At 73.3% G+C, this 19568-nt stretch carries 13 protein-coding genes; 4 read left to right on the top strand and 9 right to left on the bottom strand.

Going from position 1 to position 19568, the window contains the following annotated elements; genetic code table 11:
- Positions 1 to 230: 230 nt before the first annotated feature.
- On the top strand, positions 231 to 1193 hold the full coding sequence (locus HHX35_RS11790) for a LysR family transcriptional regulator (protein ID WP_139578638.1): 963 nt from the start codon (positions 231 to 233) through the stop codon (positions 1191 to 1193).
- Positions 1194 to 1617: 424 nt separating this feature from the next.
- Entirely contained in the window at positions 1618 to 2772 is a 1155-nt protein-coding gene (locus tag HHX35_RS11785; RefSeq protein WP_139578639.1) for a S1 family peptidase, read from the top strand.
- A gap of 43 nt (positions 2773 to 2815) precedes the next feature.
- Here the strand turns inward: HHX35_RS11785 and HHX35_RS11780 are convergent, their stop codons facing one another.
- Genes HHX35_RS11780 through HHX35_RS11765 form a run of 4 tightly spaced genes read right to left on the bottom strand, consistent with a single transcriptional unit; the run spans position 2816 to position 6843 of the window.
- Positions 2816 to 3592, bottom strand: coding sequence for a decaprenylphospho-beta-D-erythro-pentofuranosid-2-ulose 2-reductase (locus HHX35_RS11780; RefSeq protein ID WP_182898844.1), 777 nt, complete (start codon positions 3590 to 3592; stop codon positions 2816 to 2818).
- Between the two features lie 22 nt (positions 3593 to 3614).
- Positions 3615 to 4970 (bottom strand): FAD-binding oxidoreductase, encoded by a 1356-nt coding sequence (locus HHX35_RS11775; protein ID WP_182898843.1) that lies wholly within the window; start codon positions 4968 to 4970, stop codon positions 3615 to 3617.
- Complete coding sequence (locus HHX35_RS11770) at positions 4949 to 5863, bottom strand: decaprenyl-phosphate phosphoribosyltransferase (RefSeq protein WP_182898984.1); 915 nt, start codon at positions 5861 to 5863, stop codon at positions 4949 to 4951. The genes HHX35_RS11775 and HHX35_RS11770 overlap by 22 nt, the downstream gene beginning before the upstream one ends.
- A 50-nt stretch (positions 5864 to 5913) precedes the next feature.
- Positions 5914 to 6843, bottom strand: coding sequence for a DUF3068 domain-containing protein (locus HHX35_RS11765; RefSeq protein ID WP_182898842.1), 930 nt, complete (start codon positions 6841 to 6843; stop codon positions 5914 to 5916).
- 215 nt (positions 6844 to 7058) lie between these two features.
- Here HHX35_RS11765 and HHX35_RS11760 point away from each other — a divergent pair, with 215 nt between their 5' ends.
- Positions 7059 to 8297, top strand: a complete 1239-nt coding sequence (locus tag HHX35_RS11760) for an acyltransferase (protein ID WP_310739034.1) — start codon at positions 7059 to 7061, stop codon at positions 8295 to 8297.
- A gap of 1919 nt (positions 8298 to 10216) precedes the next feature.
- Positions 10217 to 10987: a bifunctional 2-polyprenyl-6-hydroxyphenol methylase/3-demethylubiquinol 3-O-methyltransferase UbiG gene (locus HHX35_RS11755; protein WP_182898840.1), complete on the top strand. Its 771-nt coding sequence runs from the start codon at positions 10217 to 10219 to the stop codon at positions 10985 to 10987.
- Here HHX35_RS11755 and HHX35_RS11750 read toward each other — a convergent pair.
- The 5 genes from HHX35_RS11750 to HHX35_RS11735 form a co-directional block, all read right to left on the bottom strand.
- Positions 10928 to 11923: a DUF3068 domain-containing protein gene (locus HHX35_RS11750; RefSeq protein ID WP_182898839.1), complete on the bottom strand. Its 996-nt coding sequence runs from the start codon at positions 11921 to 11923 to the stop codon at positions 10928 to 10930. The genes HHX35_RS11755 and HHX35_RS11750 overlap by 60 nt on opposite strands.
- The gene (locus tag HHX35_RS11745; RefSeq protein WP_310739033.1) at positions 11920 to 16074 is read right to left on the bottom strand and encodes an alpha-(1->3)-arabinofuranosyltransferase family protein; all 4155 of its coding nucleotides are present in this window, start codon (positions 16072 to 16074) and stop codon (positions 11920 to 11922) included. The genes HHX35_RS11750 and HHX35_RS11745 overlap by 4 nt, the downstream gene beginning before the upstream one ends.
- An 8-nt stretch (positions 16075 to 16082) precedes the next feature.
- Positions 16083 to 17369 (bottom strand): glycosyltransferase family 4 protein, encoded by a 1287-nt coding sequence (locus HHX35_RS11740; protein ID WP_310739032.1) that lies wholly within the window; start codon positions 17367 to 17369, stop codon positions 16083 to 16085.
- A 219-nt stretch (positions 17370 to 17588) separates the two neighbouring features.
- Positions 17589 to 17720 (bottom strand): hypothetical protein, encoded by a 132-nt coding sequence (locus tag HHX35_RS42565; RefSeq protein ID WP_256862666.1) that lies wholly within the window; start codon positions 17718 to 17720, stop codon positions 17589 to 17591.
- A 136-nt stretch (positions 17721 to 17856) separates the two neighbouring features.
- Positions 17857 to 19518 carry a hypothetical protein gene (locus HHX35_RS11735; RefSeq protein WP_259404961.1) on the bottom strand — a complete coding sequence of 554 codons (1662 nt, stop codon included), beginning with the start codon at positions 19516 to 19518 and terminating at the stop codon, positions 17857 to 17859.
- Positions 19519 to 19568 lie beyond the last annotated feature (50 nt).

Genomic DNA, 19568 nt, shown 5'->3' with positions numbered 1-19568 from the left:
CTGCAACGCGTTCTAGTAAGCTGCACCGGACGGGTTCCTACCAGCCGGTAACCAGGCGCCGAGAGGCGGCCGGAGCCCATGTAAGAACACGTTCCACGCGGCCGCCGCCTCCCTGGCAGGCGGCTCACGGGCACCAGGCGTCACAGGGGTGACGACAGCTCACGGACCAAAGTCAGATTTCATGACAATGCGGGATTGCGGCCATACCACCGGGGTCGTACCGTCCCACTATGGATCTGGAGATCCGCCACCTGAGAATCGTGCACGCGGTCGCCGAAGCCGGGAGCGTCACGAAAGCGGCCACCCGGCTCGGCCTCGCCCAACCGTCGCTCACCGCGCAACTCAAGCGCATCGAGCGCTCACTCGGGGGTCCGCTGTTCGAACGCGACCGCAACGGCGCCCGTCCCACTCCTCTCGGCGAGATGGTGCTCGCCCGCGCCCGGGTGCTGCTGCCCGCCGTACGGGACCTCCAGGAGGACGCGGTCCGGTTCGCCAACACCTCCGTCAAGCTGCCCGGCTACCGCCTCGGCGCGACGAACGGGCCCATACTCGGCGGGCTCGTCGAGCGTCTGACCGCCGACCAGCCGGGCATCCCGGTCACCACCCGCACGTCCTGGTCGGCCGGTGAGCTGACCGCGCTCGCCGTGGCAGGCCGGCTCGACTTCGTGCTGCTCGGGACGTGCGGCGACAGCCCGCCTCCCCCTGCCGAGGCGATGAACTGGACCACGGTCGGCACCGACCCGGTCTTCGTGCTCCTGTCCGAGGACCACCCCCTCGCGGGGGAGAAGGAACTGGAGCTGTCCAGCCTCGCCGACGAACGCTGGACGGTCGCCCCCGGCGACGGCTGTTTCGCCGACTGCTTCGCCGCCGCCTGCTCCCGGGCCGGGTTCGTCCCCGAGTCCATCTACGAGACGGATGTGGCGACCTGCCTGCACCTGGTCGGGGTAGGCAAGGCCGTCGCCCTGTGCCAGGCCACCTTCCTGCTCACCGCCGGGCTGGTCATGATGCCGCTGGCCGGTGCGCCGCTGCGCTGGCGGCACCTGCTCGGCTGGCACGCCGACTCGATCGGCGCGCGGGCCGCCGCCCCCGTCGTCGCCGCCCACGCCAGAGCCGCGTACGCCGACGCGGTGCGGCGCAGCGCCCGCTACGCCGACTGGCTCGTCACCAACCCCGAATACGGAGCGGTTCCCTAGACAAGCGCCGCGTCAGGCGGCGTTCGCTCTGCCGACGGCCTGGCGTAGCCGTTCGCCGGCCTGCCTGACCCGCGCTTCGCGGCAGGCGCCGGCCCGCAGTGTAGAGCTGCCCGTCATCGGCGTGAGCGTGCCCAGGAGCGGCCGGACGCCACGGCCGATCCCATGCCGATGTGGTTTATGCCGCCCATGATCACTACGTGGGTGGCCTCCGGAACGCCGATCACGTCGCGGGTGAACCGCTCGGGCACGGTGACCTCTCTCCAGGCGACCTTGCCGGAGCCCTGCGAGGGCGCCAATTTCGGGCCAGCGAATCTTCAGACGAGGGCGGTTCCATAACTCGGTGATAGGGGCGAACTGATAGATCCACGTGACAGCGCAGGTCGGTTACGTTGACGGCACCCCCCACAGACAAGGAGAGCCCCACATGCTCCACAGACGCACCGTACTCGCCGGATGCGCTCTGGCCGTCACGGCCCTCGCCACGGTCGCCACCCCCGCCATGGCCGAGCCGAGCAACTCTCCCGCCTCCTCCGCCGTCAAGCCCCCGCCCGCGATGGTGGACGCCATGCAGCGCGACCTCGGGCTCACCCCCGCCCAGGTCAACGCCCGCCTGGCCAACGAGGCGAAGGCCATGTCCACCGACGCCAAGGTCCGTGCCGCGATCGGCGACGCCTACGCCGGATCCTGGGTCTCCGGCGCCACCTCCGAGAGCTTCATCGTCGCCACCTCCGACGCCTCCAAGGCGGGCGCGGTGCTGGCCGCCGGCGCGCAGCCGAAGATCGTCAGCCGCAACCTCGCCGCCCTCGACTCCGCCGAGGCCGCGCTGGACCGGGCCGCCGCCGACGCGCCCGCCTCCACGTCCGTCTGGTACGTCGACGTGCTCAGCAACAGCGTCGTCGTGCTGTCCTCCAACACCGCAGAGGCCGCGGCGTTCGTGGCCGCGAGCGGCGCCGACAAGTCGGCCGTACGCGTCGAGCAGTCGAACGAGCAGCCGCAGACCTTCTACAACGTGCGCGGCGGCGACGCCTACTACATCGGCAGCTCGGCCCGGTGCTCGATCGGCTTCTCCGTACGCAGGGGAACCACACCCGGCTTCGTCAGCGCCGGTCACTGCGCCACCGTCGGCAGCACGCTGTACGGCTACAACCGGGTCTCCATGGGCAGCTTCCAGGGCTACTCGTTCCCCGGCAACGACTACTCGTGGGCCGCTGTCAACAGCAACTGGACGGTCACGCCGTACGTCAACAACTACAGCGGCGGCAACGTCACCGTGAAGGGCTCGTCCGTGGCCCCCGTGGGCTCGTCGATCTGCCGGTCCGGCTCGACCACGGGATGGCACTGCGGCTCCGTCCAGCAGCTCAACGCCAGCGTCCGCTACTCGCAGGGCACGGTCAGCGGGCTGACCCGGACCAACGTCTGCGCCGAGCCCGGCGACTCCGGCGGCTCGTTCATCTCGGGCAGCCAGGCCCAGGGCATGACCTCCGGCGGCTCGGGCAACTGCTCCTCCGGCGGCACCACCTACTTCCAGCCCGTCAACGAGGCCCTCTCGGTCTACGGACTGACACTCGTCACCGGCTGATCCCAGCCGACCAGGGAGCTCCCCCGCCGGCCCGTTTTCCGGGTCAGCGGGGGAGCCTTCGCCATAGGGGCCGGGGCAGCAGCCGCATGACGGTGAACGCGAGCCGCAGCCGGGCGGGCACCCACACGGTCACCTTCCGCGTGTCCAGGGACTCCACGACCGCGTCCGCGACCTCGGCCGCCGTCACCGACATCGGGGCGGGGGCCATCCCCCGCGTCATCCGGCCGATCACGAACCCCGGCCGGACGACCACGACCCGGGCCCCGGAACCGTGCAGCGCGTCGGCCAGTCCCTGGGCGAAGCCGTCCAGCCCGGCCTTGGCCGAGCCGTACACGAAGTTGGCCTTCCGCACCCGCACGCCGGCCACCGACGACAGCACGACGAGCGTGCCGTGGCCCTGCTCGCGCAGCCGCCGTGCCGCGGCCAGGCCGATAGAGACGTGGCCGCCGAAGTTGACCGCGACGTCGCGGGCGGCGGCGACCGGGTCGGCGTCGTAGACCGCCTGACTGCCCAGCACGCCGAACGCCGGGATCACCACGTCGAGGTCGCCGACCTTGGCGGCGGCCTCCTCGATGAGGGCGGCGTGCGTCTCCGGGCGGGCGGCGTCGAAGTCCAGCACATGGACCTCGGCACCGAGCCGTTCGAGGCCGTCCACCGGCGCGGTGCCGCCGCCATCCTTCATGGACGCGGTGGCGTCACGCGCCGCGAGCACGACCCTGCGGGCGCCCCGCCGGACCAGCCGCTCCACGATCGCGAGGCCGATCTCGCTGCGCCCGCCCAGCAGCAGGACGGTGTCGACCGAGCCCAGCGCGTTTCTCACAACCACTCCCTCGACGACGGAATCAGCACAGGCGCAGCCTACGGGCGAGATCGGAGACGAAGACGCCGTCCGGGTCGGCCCGGCGCCGGATCTCCCGCCATTCCTCCAGCCGGGGGTACGTCGCGGCCATGGTGGTGGCCGACATGCGGGAGTCCTTGGCCAGGTAGAGGCGGCCCCCGGCCGCCGCGACCCAGCCGTCGAACTCGGTCAGCATCGCGGCCAGGCCGCTCTGCCCGGCCGGGATGTCCAGGGCCAGCGTCCACCCCGGCATCGGGAACGACAGTATGCCGGGCGTCCCCGCCCCGAACCTCTTCAGCACGGTCAGGAACGACACGACCCCCGCGCCGGACAGCCGCTCGACCACCCGGCGCAGCGTGTCCTCCGCCCCGAGCGGCACCACGAACTGGTACTGCACGAAGCCGCGCGGGCCGTACATCCGGTTCCAGCCGCCCACCCCGTCAAGAGGGTGGAAGAACGGCGCGATCCCTTGGACGATCCGGCGCGGGGTGGCGGGGGCCTTGCCGTACCAGGCGGCGTTGAAGGCCCGCACCGTGGCCCGGTTGAGCAGGCCGCCGGGCGCCCAGGGCGGGGCGGACAGCAGGGGCCGCGGCGCGAAGGCGAGGGGGTTCCCGCGCGCGCGGGCGGGCAGGTCGCCCGGCGCGGCGTGGTCGCCGCGGGTGAGCACGCCCCGGCCCATCCGCCCGCCCCGCGCGAGCAGGTCGATCCACGCGACCGTGTAACGGTGACCGTCGTCGGTCGCGGCCATCGTCTCCAAGGTCTGGTCGAGGTCGCGAGTGCGCTCGACGTCCACCCGCATCCACGCGGTCTCGACCGGCACGCACTGGAACGTCGCCTCGACGATGACGCCGGTCAGCCCCATGCCGCCCACGGTGGCCCAGAACAGGTCGTCGCCCGGTTCGAGCGTACGCACGCTTCCGTCGGCGGTGAGCAGGCGCAGCGACCGCAGGTGGGCCCCGAAGGAGGAGTCCACGTGGTGGTTCTTGCCGTGCACGTCGGCCGCGACGGCCCCGCCGACCGTGACATAGCGGGTGCCGGGGGTCACCGGCACGAACCAGCCGCGCGGGACGAGCGCGGTCATGAGGTCGTGCAGGCTCACCCCCGCCGACGCGGTGACGAGCCCGGTGGAGCAGACTCGCCATGACGGTTCCAGCGCCGTGCAGTCGAGCACGGTCCCGCCCGCGTTCTGCGCGGCGTCGCCGTACGCGCGGCCGAGGCCGCGGGCCACGACTCCGCGCCTGCCCGCCTTCGCCACGAGTCCGGCGGCCTCCTCGGCGGTGCGCGGGCGGGCCACCGTCGCACGCGTGGGCGCGGTGCGCCCCCATCCCGTCAGCAGCGTCATGCCAGTTGGATACCGCATGCCAGCAGGATCAGCATCAGCGCGAGGAACACCTGGAGCGGCCGGTCGCGCAGCACCAGTTCCTCGGGTTCCTCCCCCACCCCACGGTCGACCAGCAGCGCGTGCCGCAGCACGACCAGCACGAACGGCACGATGCTGAGCGCGCAGAACGCCCTGGCCGGCCCGGTGTGCTCCTGGAGCGCCCACAGGCAGTAGGTGACGATCATCGCCCCCGAGGCCATGACGCGCACGTGACCGAGGTAGCTCGCGGTGTACGTCTCCAGCGTGGCCCGGGCGGCCCGGCCGTCCCCGGGCCCGGCGCGGAGCTCGGCCTCCCGCTTGCCGGCCACCAGCAGCAGCGAGCCGAGCGAGACGACGACCAGGAACCAGCTCGTCACCGGCACGGCCACGGCGACCGCCCCCGCGTACGCGCGCACGACGTGGCAGCCGGCCACCGCGACCAGGTCCACCACGGGCTGGTGCTTGAGCCAGAGGGTGTAGGAGAAGGTGAGGGCCAGATAGGCGGCGACGACGGCGGCGAGCGGCCACCCGCCCGCGAGCCCGGCGAGCAGGCCGGCGGCCAGCAGCGCCGCGCCCGCGGTCCGCGCGAGCCGTACGGACACGATCCCGGCCGCGATCGGGCGCAGCCGCTTGCGGGGGTGGCGCCGGTCGGCGGCCACGTCGGCCGCGTCGTTGAAGAGGTAGGAGCCGCTGGCGGCCAGGCAGAAGGCGGCGAACGCGACGAGCGAGCCGCGCAGTCCCGCCCCGGTGGTCAGCACGCCGGCGGCGGCCGGGGCGGCGAAGACGAGCGCGTTCTTGAGCCACTGCCGGGGCCGGCAGGCCCGCAGCAGCCCCGCCGCGCGCGAGCGCCGGGAGGGCGTGCCCGCCGGAGGCGTCGCCACCGGCGGGCCCATCGGCGGGTTCAGGGCGCTGTCCCGCTTCACGGGTCGGCCGGCTTCCCGGGTCAGTCCACGCGGCCCGGCCGCAGCAGCAGCCACACCCCGACGACGGCGAGCGCGAGCCCGAGGATGAGCGCCACCAGCGGGAGCGTCGTCTTGATCAGCGTGATCTGGGCCATGTTGTCGCGGGCCGTCTGGACGAGCTCGCCGACGGTCTGCGGCGTGAACGAGGCGGTGGCGATGAGGGCGGGCATGCGCTCGACGCCGTCGGCCGTCTTCAGCACCTCGTGGCGCTGCTGCTCCTGCTTGACCGGGACACCGGTGGTCGGCTCGACCCAGAAGGTGTTGACGCCGTCGTAGACGCGGTCGACCTGGATGTCGCCCGTCCCCTTCATGCCGAGCACGGAGGCGGGCGCGCTGAGCTTCTCGATGGGCGTCGGCGGGATCTGCTGCACGAAGCGGTAGACCGGCAGGCCGTTGACCGTGTCCTCGCCGTCGAACGTCGCGTCGTACGCCTTGCGGGTGTCGGTGTTGAACACCTGGTAGGTCTTCTTCTCGACGCCGAACGGGAACAGGAAGATCTGGCCCTGCAACTGCACCGGCTGCGCGCCCGACCCGCTGTTCACGCTCGTGCCGCAGCAGGTGACGCCCTGACCGTTGTATTTGTTGAACGCGCTGCGGAACTGCGTCATGGAGATCTGCGGATTGTTGTTGGTCACGTCGTTGGCGTTGGTGAACTGGTCCCACACGACGTGGTCGTCCTTGGCGTCCTTGACGTCGCCCCTCGTCGTGACCGTGATGTCGAGGGTGCCGGTGAGGACCTTCAGATCCCGCTTGCTGAAGTACTGCGCGTTCTCGGCGGTCAGCCGCGTGATGCTGTACTGGTTCGCCGGCGCCTGCACGAGTTTGTCCGCGACCTGGAACCTCAGCAGCGGCGCGAGAACGACGAGGAACGCCCCGAGCCCTACGAGGACCACTCCTAATCCGCGGCGCATCGCTCCTCCTGGGGCAGGCCAGCTACTGCCTATTTGTCCTGAAACACGTTCCTATTTCGCTGTATGTTAGACGGGGCAGTGACCGACGTCACCAGGGATGCGGAAAAGTGACCGAAACAGGTTCTAGCTCGACGGCGACTCGTGACATGTTACCGGCCGGTTCGCAACCTGTTCGTGACACACCCGTGCTTTCCGGTCAGGTTCCCACCGGTCATGTGGACGCCCTCGACGGCGTGCGGGCGCTCGCGGCCGTCGCCGTCCTCGTCTTCCACGTCGCGATCGAGTCGGCGGCGGCGTTGCGGGACAACTTCTTCAGCAGCCTGCTCGCCCGGGGCGACGTCGCGGTCCCCATCTTCTTCGCGCTGTCCGGGCTGCTCCTCTACCGGCCCTACGCGCGCGCCGCGCTGCTCGGCGAGCGTCCCCCGGACACCCGCGTCTACCTGATCAAGCGCGCCCTGCGCATCCTCCCGGCGTACTGGCTGGTCGTTGCCGTGGCGATGGCACTGTGGGCCGGGCCGCACCTCGGCGACGTCAAGACGTGGCTGCAACTGCTGCTGCTCGGCCAGACCTACGAGATCCACCCCTGGTGGTTCGGCCTCGGGCCGCGCGGGCTCGCCCAGATGTGGAGCCTGTGCGTCGAGGCCGCCTTCTACGTGCTGCTGCCGCTGGTCGCCGCCGCGCTGGCGGCGTACGCCCGGCGCGGCGGCCCGGGCCTCGGCACCCGCGCCAGGCGGCTGCTGATCGGCGTCGCCGTGCTCGCCGCCTCGTCGTTCGCGTGGGCGCTGCTCACCTACTTCCCCGTCTACCGGCCCTACCTGAACACCTGGCTCCCCCGGGCCTGGGTGTTCTTCGCGGTCGGCATGGCGCTGGCCGTCGTCTCCGAGTGGGCCCGCCAGGAAACCGGCGAGAACGGCCCGGCGCACCGGTTCGTCCGGGCCGTGGGCGCGTCGGCCGGCTCGTTCCTGCTCGTCGCCGCCCTCGCGTACGCCGTGGCGGCCTCGCCGCTGACCGGCACCCGCTTCAGCGGCGTGGACGGCGTGTGGGCGGACCTGTCGGAGCTGGCCCTGTACGCCACCGTGGCGGCCGGGCTGGTGACCCCGGCCGCGCTGCTGCCGGCCGAGGGCTCGACGTACGGCCGCTTCCTGAGCAGCCGGGTGATGCGCTTCCTCGGCCGGGTGTCCTACGGCGTGTTCCTGTGGCAGTTCGTGGCCCTCTATCTCTGGTACGACTTCACCCAGCAGCAGGCGTGGAGCGGGAACTTCGCCGGCAACCTCGTCGTGGTCGGCGCGCTCACGCTGCTGCTCGCCACGCTCACCCACCGCTACGTCGAGGAGCCGGCGAGGCACCTCGCCCGCTTGGCGACCTCTTCGCGGAAGGGGACGCGGAAGGGGACGCCGACGGAGACGTCGACGGGGACGGGGACGGGGACGGCTGCGGCGGTGCCGCGGCCGTAGGGGCGGGCGCTCCGGGCACCGGGTCGCCGTAGGCGAAGCCCTTCAGGCAGACCGCCGCCGGGTCGTCCAGCCGGATCAGCAGCCCCTTGCCGATGGCCGTGACCGGGAACTGCACCAGCGCGCCGCCGGAGCCGGTGGCGTGGAACTGCAGCTGCCCCCGCTGCCCGTTCATCTCGTAGCTGCCGGTGCCGGCCCGCTTGGCGGTGTAGGCCAGCCCGGCGATCGGCCCCGGCCCGCCGAAGGACACGACGTCAGGGAAGAAGATCGCGTCGCCGAGGAGCGGGAAGCACGAGCGGCCCCCCGGCGGCACCACTCCGATCGACGCCTTCACCTCGGCCGGCGCGAGCCCGCCCTTGTCGTCGAAGACGAACGCGTGCTCCGACGGCTCGGGCACGCGCATCCGGGCGCGCAGCGCGGGCCGGGCGAGCGGGGCCAGCAGGTGGTGGCTGAGCCTGCGGTTGCCGTTCCACGGCAGCACGATGTACTCGGGGAGCGGGCTGGAGTAGATCACGGCCGTGTCCGGGACCTTGGCGAGGGAGGCACGTACGGCGGCCAGGTAGGCCCGCACCCGGTCTCCCGACAGCGTGTCGCGGTAGTTCTGTATCGACACGATCGACATCGCGAGGTAGGCGCCCGCGAGGAGGCCCGCCGCCGTCGGCAGCCCGCTTCCCGGGGGAATCGGCCGCCGGTAGGGCTCGGTCTCGTCCCGCAGGGGCAGCAGTGCGAGCCCCAGGCAGACCGCGAGCACGATCGCGGCGTCCGCGACATAGCGGGTCTCGGAGCCGACGACCTGGGTGAGCCCGGTGCCCCGTGCGATCGCCGTCGGCACGCCGTCCGCGGCGACCAGGTAGCCCGCCAGGATCAGCCAGGCGCGCGCGGCCCGCCGCCGCCACAGCACCGTGGCGACCACCAGGGCGGCGAGCACGGCCCATCCGGCGGCCACCAGCAGCGGGCTGGGATCGGCAAGCCCGCCGTTGGGCAGCACCGGGCCCCAAGACAGCGGCCCGCCGACCACTCCGGCGGGGAAGACCTGGCCGAGCAGGCGGCCCAGCAGGTCGGCCGCGTTGCCCGGCGCCGGGACGGCCGCGCCCTCGCCGGGCGCGGTGTCGCGGCGGGCGAGGTACAGCGCCGCGTATCCGCCCATCAGCAGCACGTAGGAGCCCCACAGCCGCCAGTGGGAGCGCAGCTCGCGGAGCATGAGCGCGATCCACGCGCCCGCCCACGGCCGCAGGTGCGACGTGGTCAGCGCGAACAGCAGGAACGGGACGAAGACCCCCTTCGTGCTGAACGCCATGCCGGCGAGGACCCAGTAGAAGGCCCGGCGGGCGTGCCGCGCCCCGCCCTCCCTGGCCCACCTGACCTGGGCCGCCAGAGCCATGACCATCGTGAACTGCAGCGGCACCGCGTTGATGGCCGCCGACCACCAGCCGAAGGCCGGGACGGTCAGCGGCGAGAACAGGGCGAAGGCGAGCGGCAGCAGGATCCCGGGCCGCGTGCCGAACAGCCGCACGAGCAGCCGCAGCAGCATGACCGCCACGGCCGCCTGGACGGCGAACGTGACCGCCGAGACCAGCAGCCAGTTGTACGGCGACAGCCTCGACAGCACCCAGGTGAGCCCGAGCGCCCCCGGCATCAGGTGGCCCTTGTGGACGCGGAACAGGAAGTCGAACGTCAGGGGGTGCTCGTAGGCGTCGCCCACGAACAGGAAGTCGTCCTCGACGAAGGAGGAGGACGTCATGACGGGGATCCGGACCGCCAGCGACGCCACGACCAGCAGGACCGCCGTGATCACGACGGGGTTCGCCAGACCTGCTCGCCATCGCGGCGACGCGATGCCGGACCGACCGGTACGCATGATCTGTGTCATCGCGATTCTCCCAGCGCTGTGGGACAAAAGGGGGGGAACAAAGGGGGATGTTATGCTCCGGCGCACCCGACAGGAGAGGGACGTCGTGCACGCCGAGCCGTTCCGCGCCGACCTGGCCCGTTCGATCCGCCTGTTCAGCGCCTTCCGCAAGGAGCAGACCGACCCCGACTTCTTCTACGGCCTGCTCGCCCGTGACACCGTCGCCCAGCTCGCGGCGTACGCCGACCTCGACGGCGCGCTCGTCGCGGACGTCGGCGGCGGGCCCGGCTACTTCACCGACGCGCTGCGCGCCGTGGGCGCGCGGCCGGTGTGCGTCGACTGCGACGCCGGGGAGATGAGCGCGCGCACCGGCGCCATCCCCGACGGCGCGGTGCTCGGCAGCGCCCTCGACCTGCCGTTGAAGACCGGATCCGTCGACGTGTGCTTCTCCTCCAACGTGCTGGAGCACGTGCCCGATCCGTGGCGGATGGGCGACGAGATGGTGCGGGTGACGCGGCCGGGCGGCATCGTCTACCTGTCGTTCACCAACTGGCTGTCGCCCTGGGGCGGCCACGAGACCTCGCCGTGGCACTACCTGGGCGGGCACCGGGCGGCGCGCCGTTACGCGCGCCGCCACCGCCGCTCCCCCAAGAACGTGTACGGCACGAGCCTGTACGCCGTCTCGGTGGCCCGGGCGCTCGCGTGGGCCAGGCGGCATCCCGGCGCCGACCTCGTCGGCGCCCTGCCGCGCTACCACCCTCGGTGGGCGACCCCGGTGATCCATCTACCCGGCGTTCGCGAGATCGTGACCTGGAACCTGCTGCTGGTGCTGCGCCGCCGGTGACCTCCTCGGCCGTGTGGCGATCCGGAAGACGACGGCGAGCACCACGGTGAGCAGGGCGGCGAGCAGGCCGCACGCCAGTGGGATCCACTCGCGCGTCAGCAGGATCCACCGGCGGAACCTGGCCGCCTCGTCCGCGAAGGCACGCACCTCGGCGGCGCTCGTCATCAGGTCGGCGTCGAAGGCGACCTGCCGCTCGACCTGGTCGGGCGTCCGCAGGGTGTCGCGCCGCCGCTCCTGCGTGCGCACGGTCAGACCGCTCTCCGGTTCGACCCAGATCGTGCGGGTGATCTCGGTGTACCGCGCCACGGCGACCCGCTCCTCTCCCGGCATGCCGACCGTCGTGCCGGGCACCGGGCCGGGCAGGTCGGCCGTCTTCACCGGCCCGGCCGAGTAGGTGTAGCGGTAGGTCGGCACGCCCTCGACGGTCTCCTCGCGCTCGAACCGCATCGGCGCCTCCCGCCGCAGCACCGGGTCGAACACCGTGTACGAGCGCGGCTCGGCCCCGGCGGGCAGCCGGAAGGCCAGCCCGGTCTGCCGTACGCCGGGGTCGTCGTCGACGTACTCCCCGCAGCACTCGACGGCCAGGCCGGTCCGCCGGTCGAATGCCGTGCGGCGCTCGTGGTAGTCGACGCGCTCGCCGTCCCGGGTGTCGAGCGAGGAGAACTCCACCCAGACGGCCGTACGGTCGTCACCCGCCCGCGGATCGCCATAGACGGCCACCGTGTTCTGCACCGGCACGTTCCGGTGCAGGCGGAAGGTGGCGGTGTCGAGGTAGGTGGCCGAGGGCGAGACGAGCCGCTGCACGCGGGTCTGCTCCAGCGGCAGGACCGTGGTCCGCGGGTAGACGTAGAAGTGGAACAGCGCCCCCACGGTGATCAGGAAGGCGATGCCCGCCAGGAGGAGCGTGCGCCGAAACCGCACGAACGCGCCCGTCATCGGGCCACCTCCCCCTGCTTGTCTCGTACGGCGGCCAGCAGCCGGGCGAGCACGACGAGGCAGAGCACGTCGGTGGCCGCGCCCTGCCCGGCGGCCTGGGCGAGCCCGGCGAGGCCGAGCGCGACGAGCGCCACCCACGCGGAGGCGGCGTGGCGGGCGAAGGCCCGAAGGCGGCTCGGCCCCGCGTGCTGGGCGCCGGCGATCCCGCGCAGCCACAGGAACGCCGCCAGCGCGGCCGCGACGACGACCACGCCCGCCAGGCCGCCGGCCCACAGTCCGGCGATCGGCGCCGCGATCCACACCCACGGCGTGCGGACGCGGCCCGGCCCCACCGGGCGCAGCCGCGACCGGCCGCGCACCAGTGCCAGGGCCACCACCGCGAGGGCCAGGCCCAGCCCGGCGAGCAGCGCGATGCGGTAGGCCGGGTCGGGCTCGTAACGCAGCACCACATCTCCGCCGCCGGCCGGCAGTTCCCATGCCTGCCGCCAGCCGTCGAGCCTCGCCGGGGTCAGCCGTACGCCGTCGAGGTACGCCTGCCAGCCGGCGTTGTAGTTCTCGTTGACCACCAGGTAGGAGGGCGCGGTGGCGGTGACCCGGAGGCGGCGCTCCTGCGGTCCCCACGACGTCACCGTGGCGGGGGTGGCCGTCACCGCCGCGCTCTTCTCTCCCACCCTGGCCTCTCCTGCCCCGTCGTCCAGCACCACCGAGCGCACCCGGAAGGCGTCGCTGGGCGCCACGCCGACCCGGCTGCGGCCCTCGGTCAGGTGCAGAGGCGCGCACCCCGAGTAGGTCAGCGGACGGCCGTTGAGCACGTCGTCGAGCGTGCCGCCGACCACCCGGGTCGGCACCTCGTCGCCGTCCACCCGCAGGGTCGGGCCATAGCCGCAGGGCAGCCGCAGCGGGATGGCGCCGAGGCCGCCGAGGGGCTTCACCCCGGGGATGGCGATCTCGGCCACCTCGATCGCGCGGGAGGCGGGCGCGGTGAACTCGATGGTGAACTTCCGCGTCTTCAGCGCGGGGAACGTGAACACCCCGTCGCGGTCCACCCAGCCCTGCACCGCCCGTGTTTCGGTGAGCGCAGCCCCCGCGCGCAGCGTGAGCTTCACCGGCGGGATGCCCTGCGCCGAGTCGGGGAACAGCACCCGGATCCGGGAGAACGTCCGGGTCCTGCCCAGGTCGATCGACAGCGTGGGATGCCGGTCGAACGGCTGGGCGTACCACAGCGTCGAGGGGTCGCCGTCCATCGCCTGGCGGCCCAGCACGGCCCCGTGCTCGGTCGCCGTGGACGACGCGCTGACGTGCGGATACTGGTTCGGCAGCGTGGTGATCAGGTCCGCCGCCTTCGGATCGGCGAGCACGGCCTGCCCGCGCACCGTGCGCACGCCGTCGCGCGCCACCGGGATGAGCCGGTCGAACCCGTAGCCGTCCTCCCCGATGATCTGCAGCCGCGAGGAGCAGGTCCAGGTGACCGAGCCCCGCATGCACGCGTCGGCGTCTCCCTGCTTGGTGAGCAGCACGGTGCCCGGGTCGCCCGTGCCGGTGTCCGGCACCGAGATCGTCCGCACCGCCCGCACGCCCGGGATGCGCAGGTCGGTGATGCCGGCCCGGCTGCCGAGCGCGGTCCTCGGCTCGTACGCGAGCCTGGTCACCCTGATCCGCAGCCACGAGCTCTTCCCGGGCACAGGGCGCAGCGGCTGGAGCGCGTCGGTGCGCGCCACCGCCACCCGGCGGACGCCGCGCTCGGTCTCCAGCGCGACCTCGGCCACCGGCGGGCCGATCGCCCCCTGCTCGAAGGCCGCCGAGATCTCGGTCAGGTCCACCCGGCCGGTGAAGCGGACCTCCAGCCACTCCCCGACCGCGCCGTGCCAGCCGTCCGACCGCCATCCCGTACGCGGATCCTCGTCGAGCGCGGCGTACGGCTGCCGCCCCGGGTCGCGCTGGCCCACGGCGGCCGTGACGGCGGAGTCCGCCGACGAGGCGGTGACGTCCTTCACGTCGAGGTAGCGGGCGGTCGACGTGGCCGCCGACCAGGCCGGGTCGGTGAGGTCGGTCGAGACCGGCGCCTGGTTGCCCGTCAGCGTCGCCGACGCGATGCGCCGTACGTCGCCGAACACGATGTCCCGTTTGCGCAGTGTGTCGGTGAGGATCGTGTCGCGGGCGGGGATCGCCGCCGCACCCGGCTCGTCGCCCACGAGCACCGGGCGGTCGCCGGTGAGCAGTCCCTTCTCGGCCATGTCGAGCACGGCCTCGGGGGCGCCCTCCACGTGCAGCGTGCCCGCGCGGGGCACCGTCGAGGCGAGCGGGGCCGTCCCGGGGATCTTGTAGACCTCCAGCGCCGGGTAGGGCTGGTCGAGCCAGCCCGAGGCGGTGTCGTTCGCCGTCAGGCCGACCAGCGGCCCGAACTCGGCGGTCCTGGACAGCCCGGAGTCCTGCAGGGTCTGGTGCACCCGGGCGGGCCAGGCGGTCCCGAGCGTCTCCCTGACCAGGTCGTTGCGGATGAGCAGGTAGGTCACCCCGGCCCGGCGCAGGGCCTCTGCCAGGCCGGGCGAGCCGTGCCCGGTGGCGAAGCGCTCGTCCACCGCCTGCACGACCCGGGCCAGGCCGGGCGATCCCCAGGGCACGTTGGCGTGGGTGGCCCAGCGCACGGTCAGCAGCGACTGCATGGGCTCGTCGAGCGGGCGGCCCCACAGATACTCGCCCCGCGCCGAGCCGGGCATGGCGAGCACCATGCCGTCGCCCGCGTTGCGGTTCAGCCAGGCCGCCGCCTCGCGCCAGTAGGCGGGAAGGTCCGCGAAGGACCCGCGGGCGGTCACCCCGGCCGTCGCGACCGGCACGATCGTGAGCGCGAGCAGCCCGGCCGCCACCGCGGTGACCGGCCTGCGCAGGCGCACCGGCCCCGCGACGGGAAGCGCGGCCAGGCCGAGCGCGAGCGGCAGCCGGATCAGCGCGTCGAACTTGTGCAGGTTGCGAAAGGGCGCGAGCGGCCCGTCGAGCAGGTCCCTGACCTGGCCGGTCCAGGGGTGGGCGAGGTCGCCCGCGTGGCCCGCGGTGACGAGGAGCAGGCCGGCGATCACGCACAGGACCAGGAACGTCCGCTCGGGGGTCGCCCTGCGGACGACGCCGGTCAGCCCGAGCCCGGCCACCAGCGCCGTGGCGGCGACCAGCCACGGCACGGTGGCCTGGTCGTAGGCCGCGGGGAGCCACGGCTGCCCGTCCACCGGGAGGAACGAGATCCAGCTCGACGTGCCGCGCAGCGCGTTCACCAGTGAGGTGACGCTGGTGGTCGCCGACGCCGTCTCAATGAACGGCAGGAACGAGAAGATGTAGCGCCCGAGCAGCAGCAGCGGGACGAGCCACCACATCGACACGAGGCCGACGAACAACAGCCACCAGCCGAGCAGGGCCCACGTGCGCCCGCCGTGGCGGCGGCTGAGCAGGTAGACGAGCGGGACGGCGAGCACGGCCAGCTCCGCCGCCGCGTTGACGCCGCCCGCGAACAGGAACGCGGCGGCCGACAGCGCGGCGGCCCGTCGCGGGCTCGTGCCCTCCCGCGTCCCATGGACCAGCGGGAGCAGCACCCACGGCAGCACGGCGCTCGGCTGGAACTCCGAGGAGTTGATCCCGATCAGGGCCAGCGCGTGCGGGGCCAGGGCGTAGGCGAGCGCGCCGAGGATCCGGGTGCCGGGCGAGCCGATCCCCATGGTCCGGGCCAGCCGCTCGGTCCCGAGGAACGCCGCGCACAGCACGAGTGACATCCACAGGCGCTGGATGTCCCAGGCGGGCATGTCCATGGCCCGGAAGAGCACGTAGAACGGGCCCATCGGGAAGAGGTAGCCGTACGCCTGGTTCTGCAGGTGGCCGAAGTAGGCCGGATCCCACAGGTGCAGCGCGCGCGAGAGGAACCCCAGGGGGTTCACCGCCATGTCGAGCTTGGTCTCGGAGATCACCGCGCCGGGCGCGGTGTTGAACGCGACGGCCGCGAGCAGCAGGCAGCCCGCCAGCAGCCGGAGCCGGTGCCGCAGCGCCCGGCCCGGCGGCCCGGGGCGGCCTTCGGGGACCGGCTCGGAGGCCCCGGCCATCTCCTCCGGCGCGGGGGTCGCCTCCCGGGCGGGACCGGGCTCCTGCGGCTCGACCGAGACGTCAACGGACACGGGCGCGCTCAGGACTTCTCACGGAGGCTCTCGGCGCACCTCTCCGACCGCGCGGGGAGCCGGCCGAGTTCGCCCGCGACCAGCCTGGTGATGGCCGCCCCCGTCTTCCCCCAGGTGAACTCGCCCGCCCAGCGACGGCACGCCTGGGCCATCCGCGCCCTCGTCAGGGGATCGTCCAGCTCTCGCAACGCCTGGTCGACCACGTCGGCGAGCCGCTCGCCGTCGCGCACCAGCCACCCCGTCACGCCGTGCCGTACGGAGTCGCGCAGGCCGGCCACGTCGTAGGCGACGGTGGGCACGCCGAGCGCCGCCGCCTCGATCACGGTCAGCCCCCATCCCTCGAACTCCGAGGCCGTGACGTTGAGCCTGGCGCCGCTCAGCATCGCGTTCTTCTCCGCCTCCGGCAGAAATCCGTGCAGGTGGACGCGTCCGGCCATGTCGGGCCTGCCCGCCCGCTCGGCCAGCCGGTCGTGCTCGGGGCCCCGTCCGACGACGTGCACGTGCAGGCCGGGACGGCCGGGCGCCAGGTCGGCGGCGAGCTCGACCACCCGCTCGACGCGCTTGTGGCCGACCAGGCGGCCGAGGTAGACGACGGCCGGGTCGCCCGGCACCGGCTCCCTCGCGACGGGCCTGGCGGTCGGGCTGCCGTTGGGCACCACCTCGATCGGGGCCAGCCAGCGGAGGCGCTCACGCAGCTCGTCGCGGGAGGACTCGGAGACCGTCACCGTCGTGCACCGCCGATACAGCAGCCGCGCCACCGGCCCCTCGATGAAACAGCCGATCCGCGCCAGCCACCGGGGGAAGAACGCGTAGAACTGCCGGTCGTGCACATGGTGGACCACGCAGATCACCCGCGTACGGCGCCGTGCCACGACCGGCGAGAAGAACGGGATGCCGTTCATGCAGTCGACGACCACGTCGAACCGGCGGCGGTGCAGCAGCAGCCAGAGCGGGACGAGGAGGTAGACCAGATACTTGTTGCCCATCCTGCGCAGTTCGATGCCGTCACGCGACTCTCCGCGGGCCTGGTACCGCTCCCGGCTGGTGACGAAGTGGACGCGCGCCCCTTGGCCGACGAGGTAGGCGGCGACCCGCCAGGCGTACTCCTCCGCGCCGCCCGCGACGGTCTGGCCCGGCTCGCGGAAGTTCAGCACGGCCACGCGCACGCCTTCGAGCGGGGGAACGGCGGCCGGAGCCGCACCTGCGCCGGTCGCCGCCAGATGCGGCCTGTCGGGCGGCTCGGGAAGGGGGGCCGGGCGCCCCGAGGACTTCGCCTTCGCACCCTGTGCGACCACGACCACTCCTTCGGGTGACGCGTCTTCGCGGCGAGTTCGGGGCACCGCGGGACGCGGCCCCCGGTACAGGTGGTCCCGGGGCGCGGCGGGTGGGCGGTGCGGCGAATCGGGGCACGGACGCATGAGGGCATGGCGAAACCACGCCCCTGACGAACTGGGCCTTCGCGGGGAGTCCTTTTCGAGGGAGTCCTTATGGAACGGGTGTCAGGTCTGGTGCGCTCACCTGTCGCCGTAGTTGTAGAGCGGCTTGTTGGGCGGCTCAGCGGTGGGCGCGGCCACGTTGACGACCGCCACGGAGGCGACGCCGGCGAGCACGGCCCCGACCGCGAGAGCAGCCAGCACCTTCAACACGGATGCTTCCTCCTCGTCGAAACGCGCGCGGTGCGCCGAGATTAGAACGTGATACAGCTCCTACACCATAGCCTTGGTCAAACCGTGATAAAAAGACTTACCGTCCAGTATGCCGCGAGTCGCGGATCTTGGCTGATCACAGGCGTACCAGGAGGAGTTCCGGACCCCTGTAGACGGGGGTCGCCCCCGGCAACCGGGACAAGAACGTGTTCTCGTCAACTCCTCCGGCGAGCACATAACGCACCCCCTCCCGCTTGAGCGCCCCGGTGAGCGGCCCCGCCGCCGGCCCGGCCAGCAGCGCGCCGATCCGCCGCGCGCGAGGGCTCTCTGCGGCCACCCGGATCTGTCTCCCGCCGCCCGTGCCGACGACGAGCGCGTCGTTCCACACCACCGGCCGGGAGAACATCTTGGTGGCGGGGTCGAGGACCACCCGGCCGCCGTTCCAGGGAAACGCCCGGTAGGCGCTCCAGGGCAGCGACAGCAGCGCGCCGGGGGCGGGATCCCCGTTGACGACGGCCTGGACGTGGAGCCACTCCTCGGGATACTCGGCCGACCCGAGCCTGCCGAACGCGCCCAGCGCGAACGTCGGCAGGGCCAGCACCGGCACCGCCACCGCGGCCGCCGCGACCGGCGCCGGCATGGCCGCACGGAGGGCCGCCACCGCCACCGCGACCCCCACGGCCTGCGCCGGCGCGAACGGCGCGACGTACACCTGGCCGTCGCGCAGCGGGCCGAACCCGGCCCACCAGCCGATCAGGGCGCGCGGCACGCCCGGCGCGAACGCCCCGGCGCACGCGATCAGGACACCGGCGCACGCCGCCGCGGCGAGGCCGGGCCACCACGCGGGCCGCCGTACGAACCCGAGCCGTACGAACCCGGTGACCGCGACGAGGGTGAGGGCGAGGCGGACGGCGGCGAGCGCGGGCGTGTCCTGCCCGGGCACGGTGGCGTGGGAGTTCCAGATGCCGCCGAGGGTGAGCAGGCTGCCGAGCGTCCCGAACGGCCCGTCCGCCCGGGGTGCGAAGGCGGCCACCCCGGCGGGATCGGCCCCGGCGTCCGCCCCGAGCACCGAAACGAGCGCCGGGACGAGCCACGGCAGGCTGAGCACGGCGAGGACGCCCAATGGCGGCAGCACCGACGACAGCACCGCCCGCGTCCGTCCTCCCCCGCCGCCTCCCCCGCCGCCTGCCCCACCCCTACCGCGCGACGCGGCCACGGGAAGCACGGTCAGGGCGCTGACGAGCATGGCCTGGAACCCGCCCACGGCGGCGGGCAGGAGGGCCGCCGCGAGCCGCGGGGTCCCGCCGCGCGCCGCCGCGCGCACGGCCCAGGGCAGCCCCGCGTATCCGAGCAGCAGCGCCCACTGCCCGATAAGCAGGCGCTGGGCCAGGTAGGCGTTCCAGGCGTAGAACGCCGCCGCGACCAGCCTGGGCATGATCCCGCCTCCCGGCAGGGCGTCGCGCGCGAGAGCAGCGGCCCCCGAGGCGGCCAGCACGAACAGCCCGAGCAGGATCGCCTTCTGCACGATCTCGGCCGGGACCACGGCCGACAGCAGCGCCACGACCTGGTCGCTCGGCACCGCCCGGGGGAAGCCGTCGCCGAGGCGCAGCGGCGGGTCCGGGACGAACACCATGTCGTAGCGCAGGACGAACCCCGGCCCGAGGGCGGGCCCGAGCGCCAGCACCCCGAACGCCAGACCCAGCGCGGCCGGCCCGAACCGCGCGAGCACGGCACGCGGCCGGAGGGCGGGACCACCCCGCACCAGACCAAGCCGTACGAACCGGAAGGGCGGCCGCATGCCGTACAGGCTAGTGCCGGGACCGACAAGGTTTGCCCGGACGGAGCGGT

The organism is Microbispora sp. H10830, assembly GCF_014161375.1.
GTDB classification, from domain to species: Bacteria; Actinomycetota; Actinomycetes; order Streptosporangiales; family Streptosporangiaceae; genus Microbispora; species Microbispora catharanthi.
The sequence above is the reverse complement of the archived record's forward strand: the minus strand, read 5'-3'. Positions and strand labels throughout refer to the sequence as shown.

What these genes read in the sequence shown, in the direction of transcription:
- HHX35_RS11765 (WP_182898842.1), bottom strand. Translation starts at nt 6,843, where the DNA reads ATGCGCCGCGGATTAGGAGTGGTCCTCGTAGGGCTCGGGGCGTTCCTC.
- HHX35_RS11735 (WP_259404961.1), bottom strand. Translation starts at nt 19,518, where the DNA reads ATGCGGCCGCCCTTCCGGTTCGTACGGCTTGGTCTGGTGCGGGGTGGT.
- HHX35_RS11770 (WP_182898984.1), bottom strand. Translation starts at nt 5,863, where the DNA reads ATGGGCCCGCCGGTGGCGACGCCTCCGGCGGGCACGCCCTCCCGGCGC.
- HHX35_RS11790 (WP_139578638.1), top strand. Translation starts at nt 231, where the DNA reads ATGGATCTGGAGATCCGCCACCTGAGAATCGTGCACGCGGTCGCCGAA.
- HHX35_RS11755 (WP_182898840.1), top strand. Translation starts at nt 10,217, where the DNA reads ATGCTCCGGCGCACCCGACAGGAGAGGGACGTCGTGCACGCCGAGCCG.
- HHX35_RS11750 (WP_182898839.1), bottom strand. Translation starts at nt 11,923, where the DNA reads ATGACGGGCGCGTTCGTGCGGTTTCGGCGCACGCTCCTCCTGGCGGGC.
- HHX35_RS11785 (WP_139578639.1), top strand. Translation starts at nt 1,618, where the DNA reads ATGCTCCACAGACGCACCGTACTCGCCGGATGCGCTCTGGCCGTCACG.
- HHX35_RS11775 (WP_182898843.1), bottom strand. Translation starts at nt 4,970, where the DNA reads ATGCGGTATCCAACTGGCATGACGCTGCTGACGGGATGGGGGCGCACC.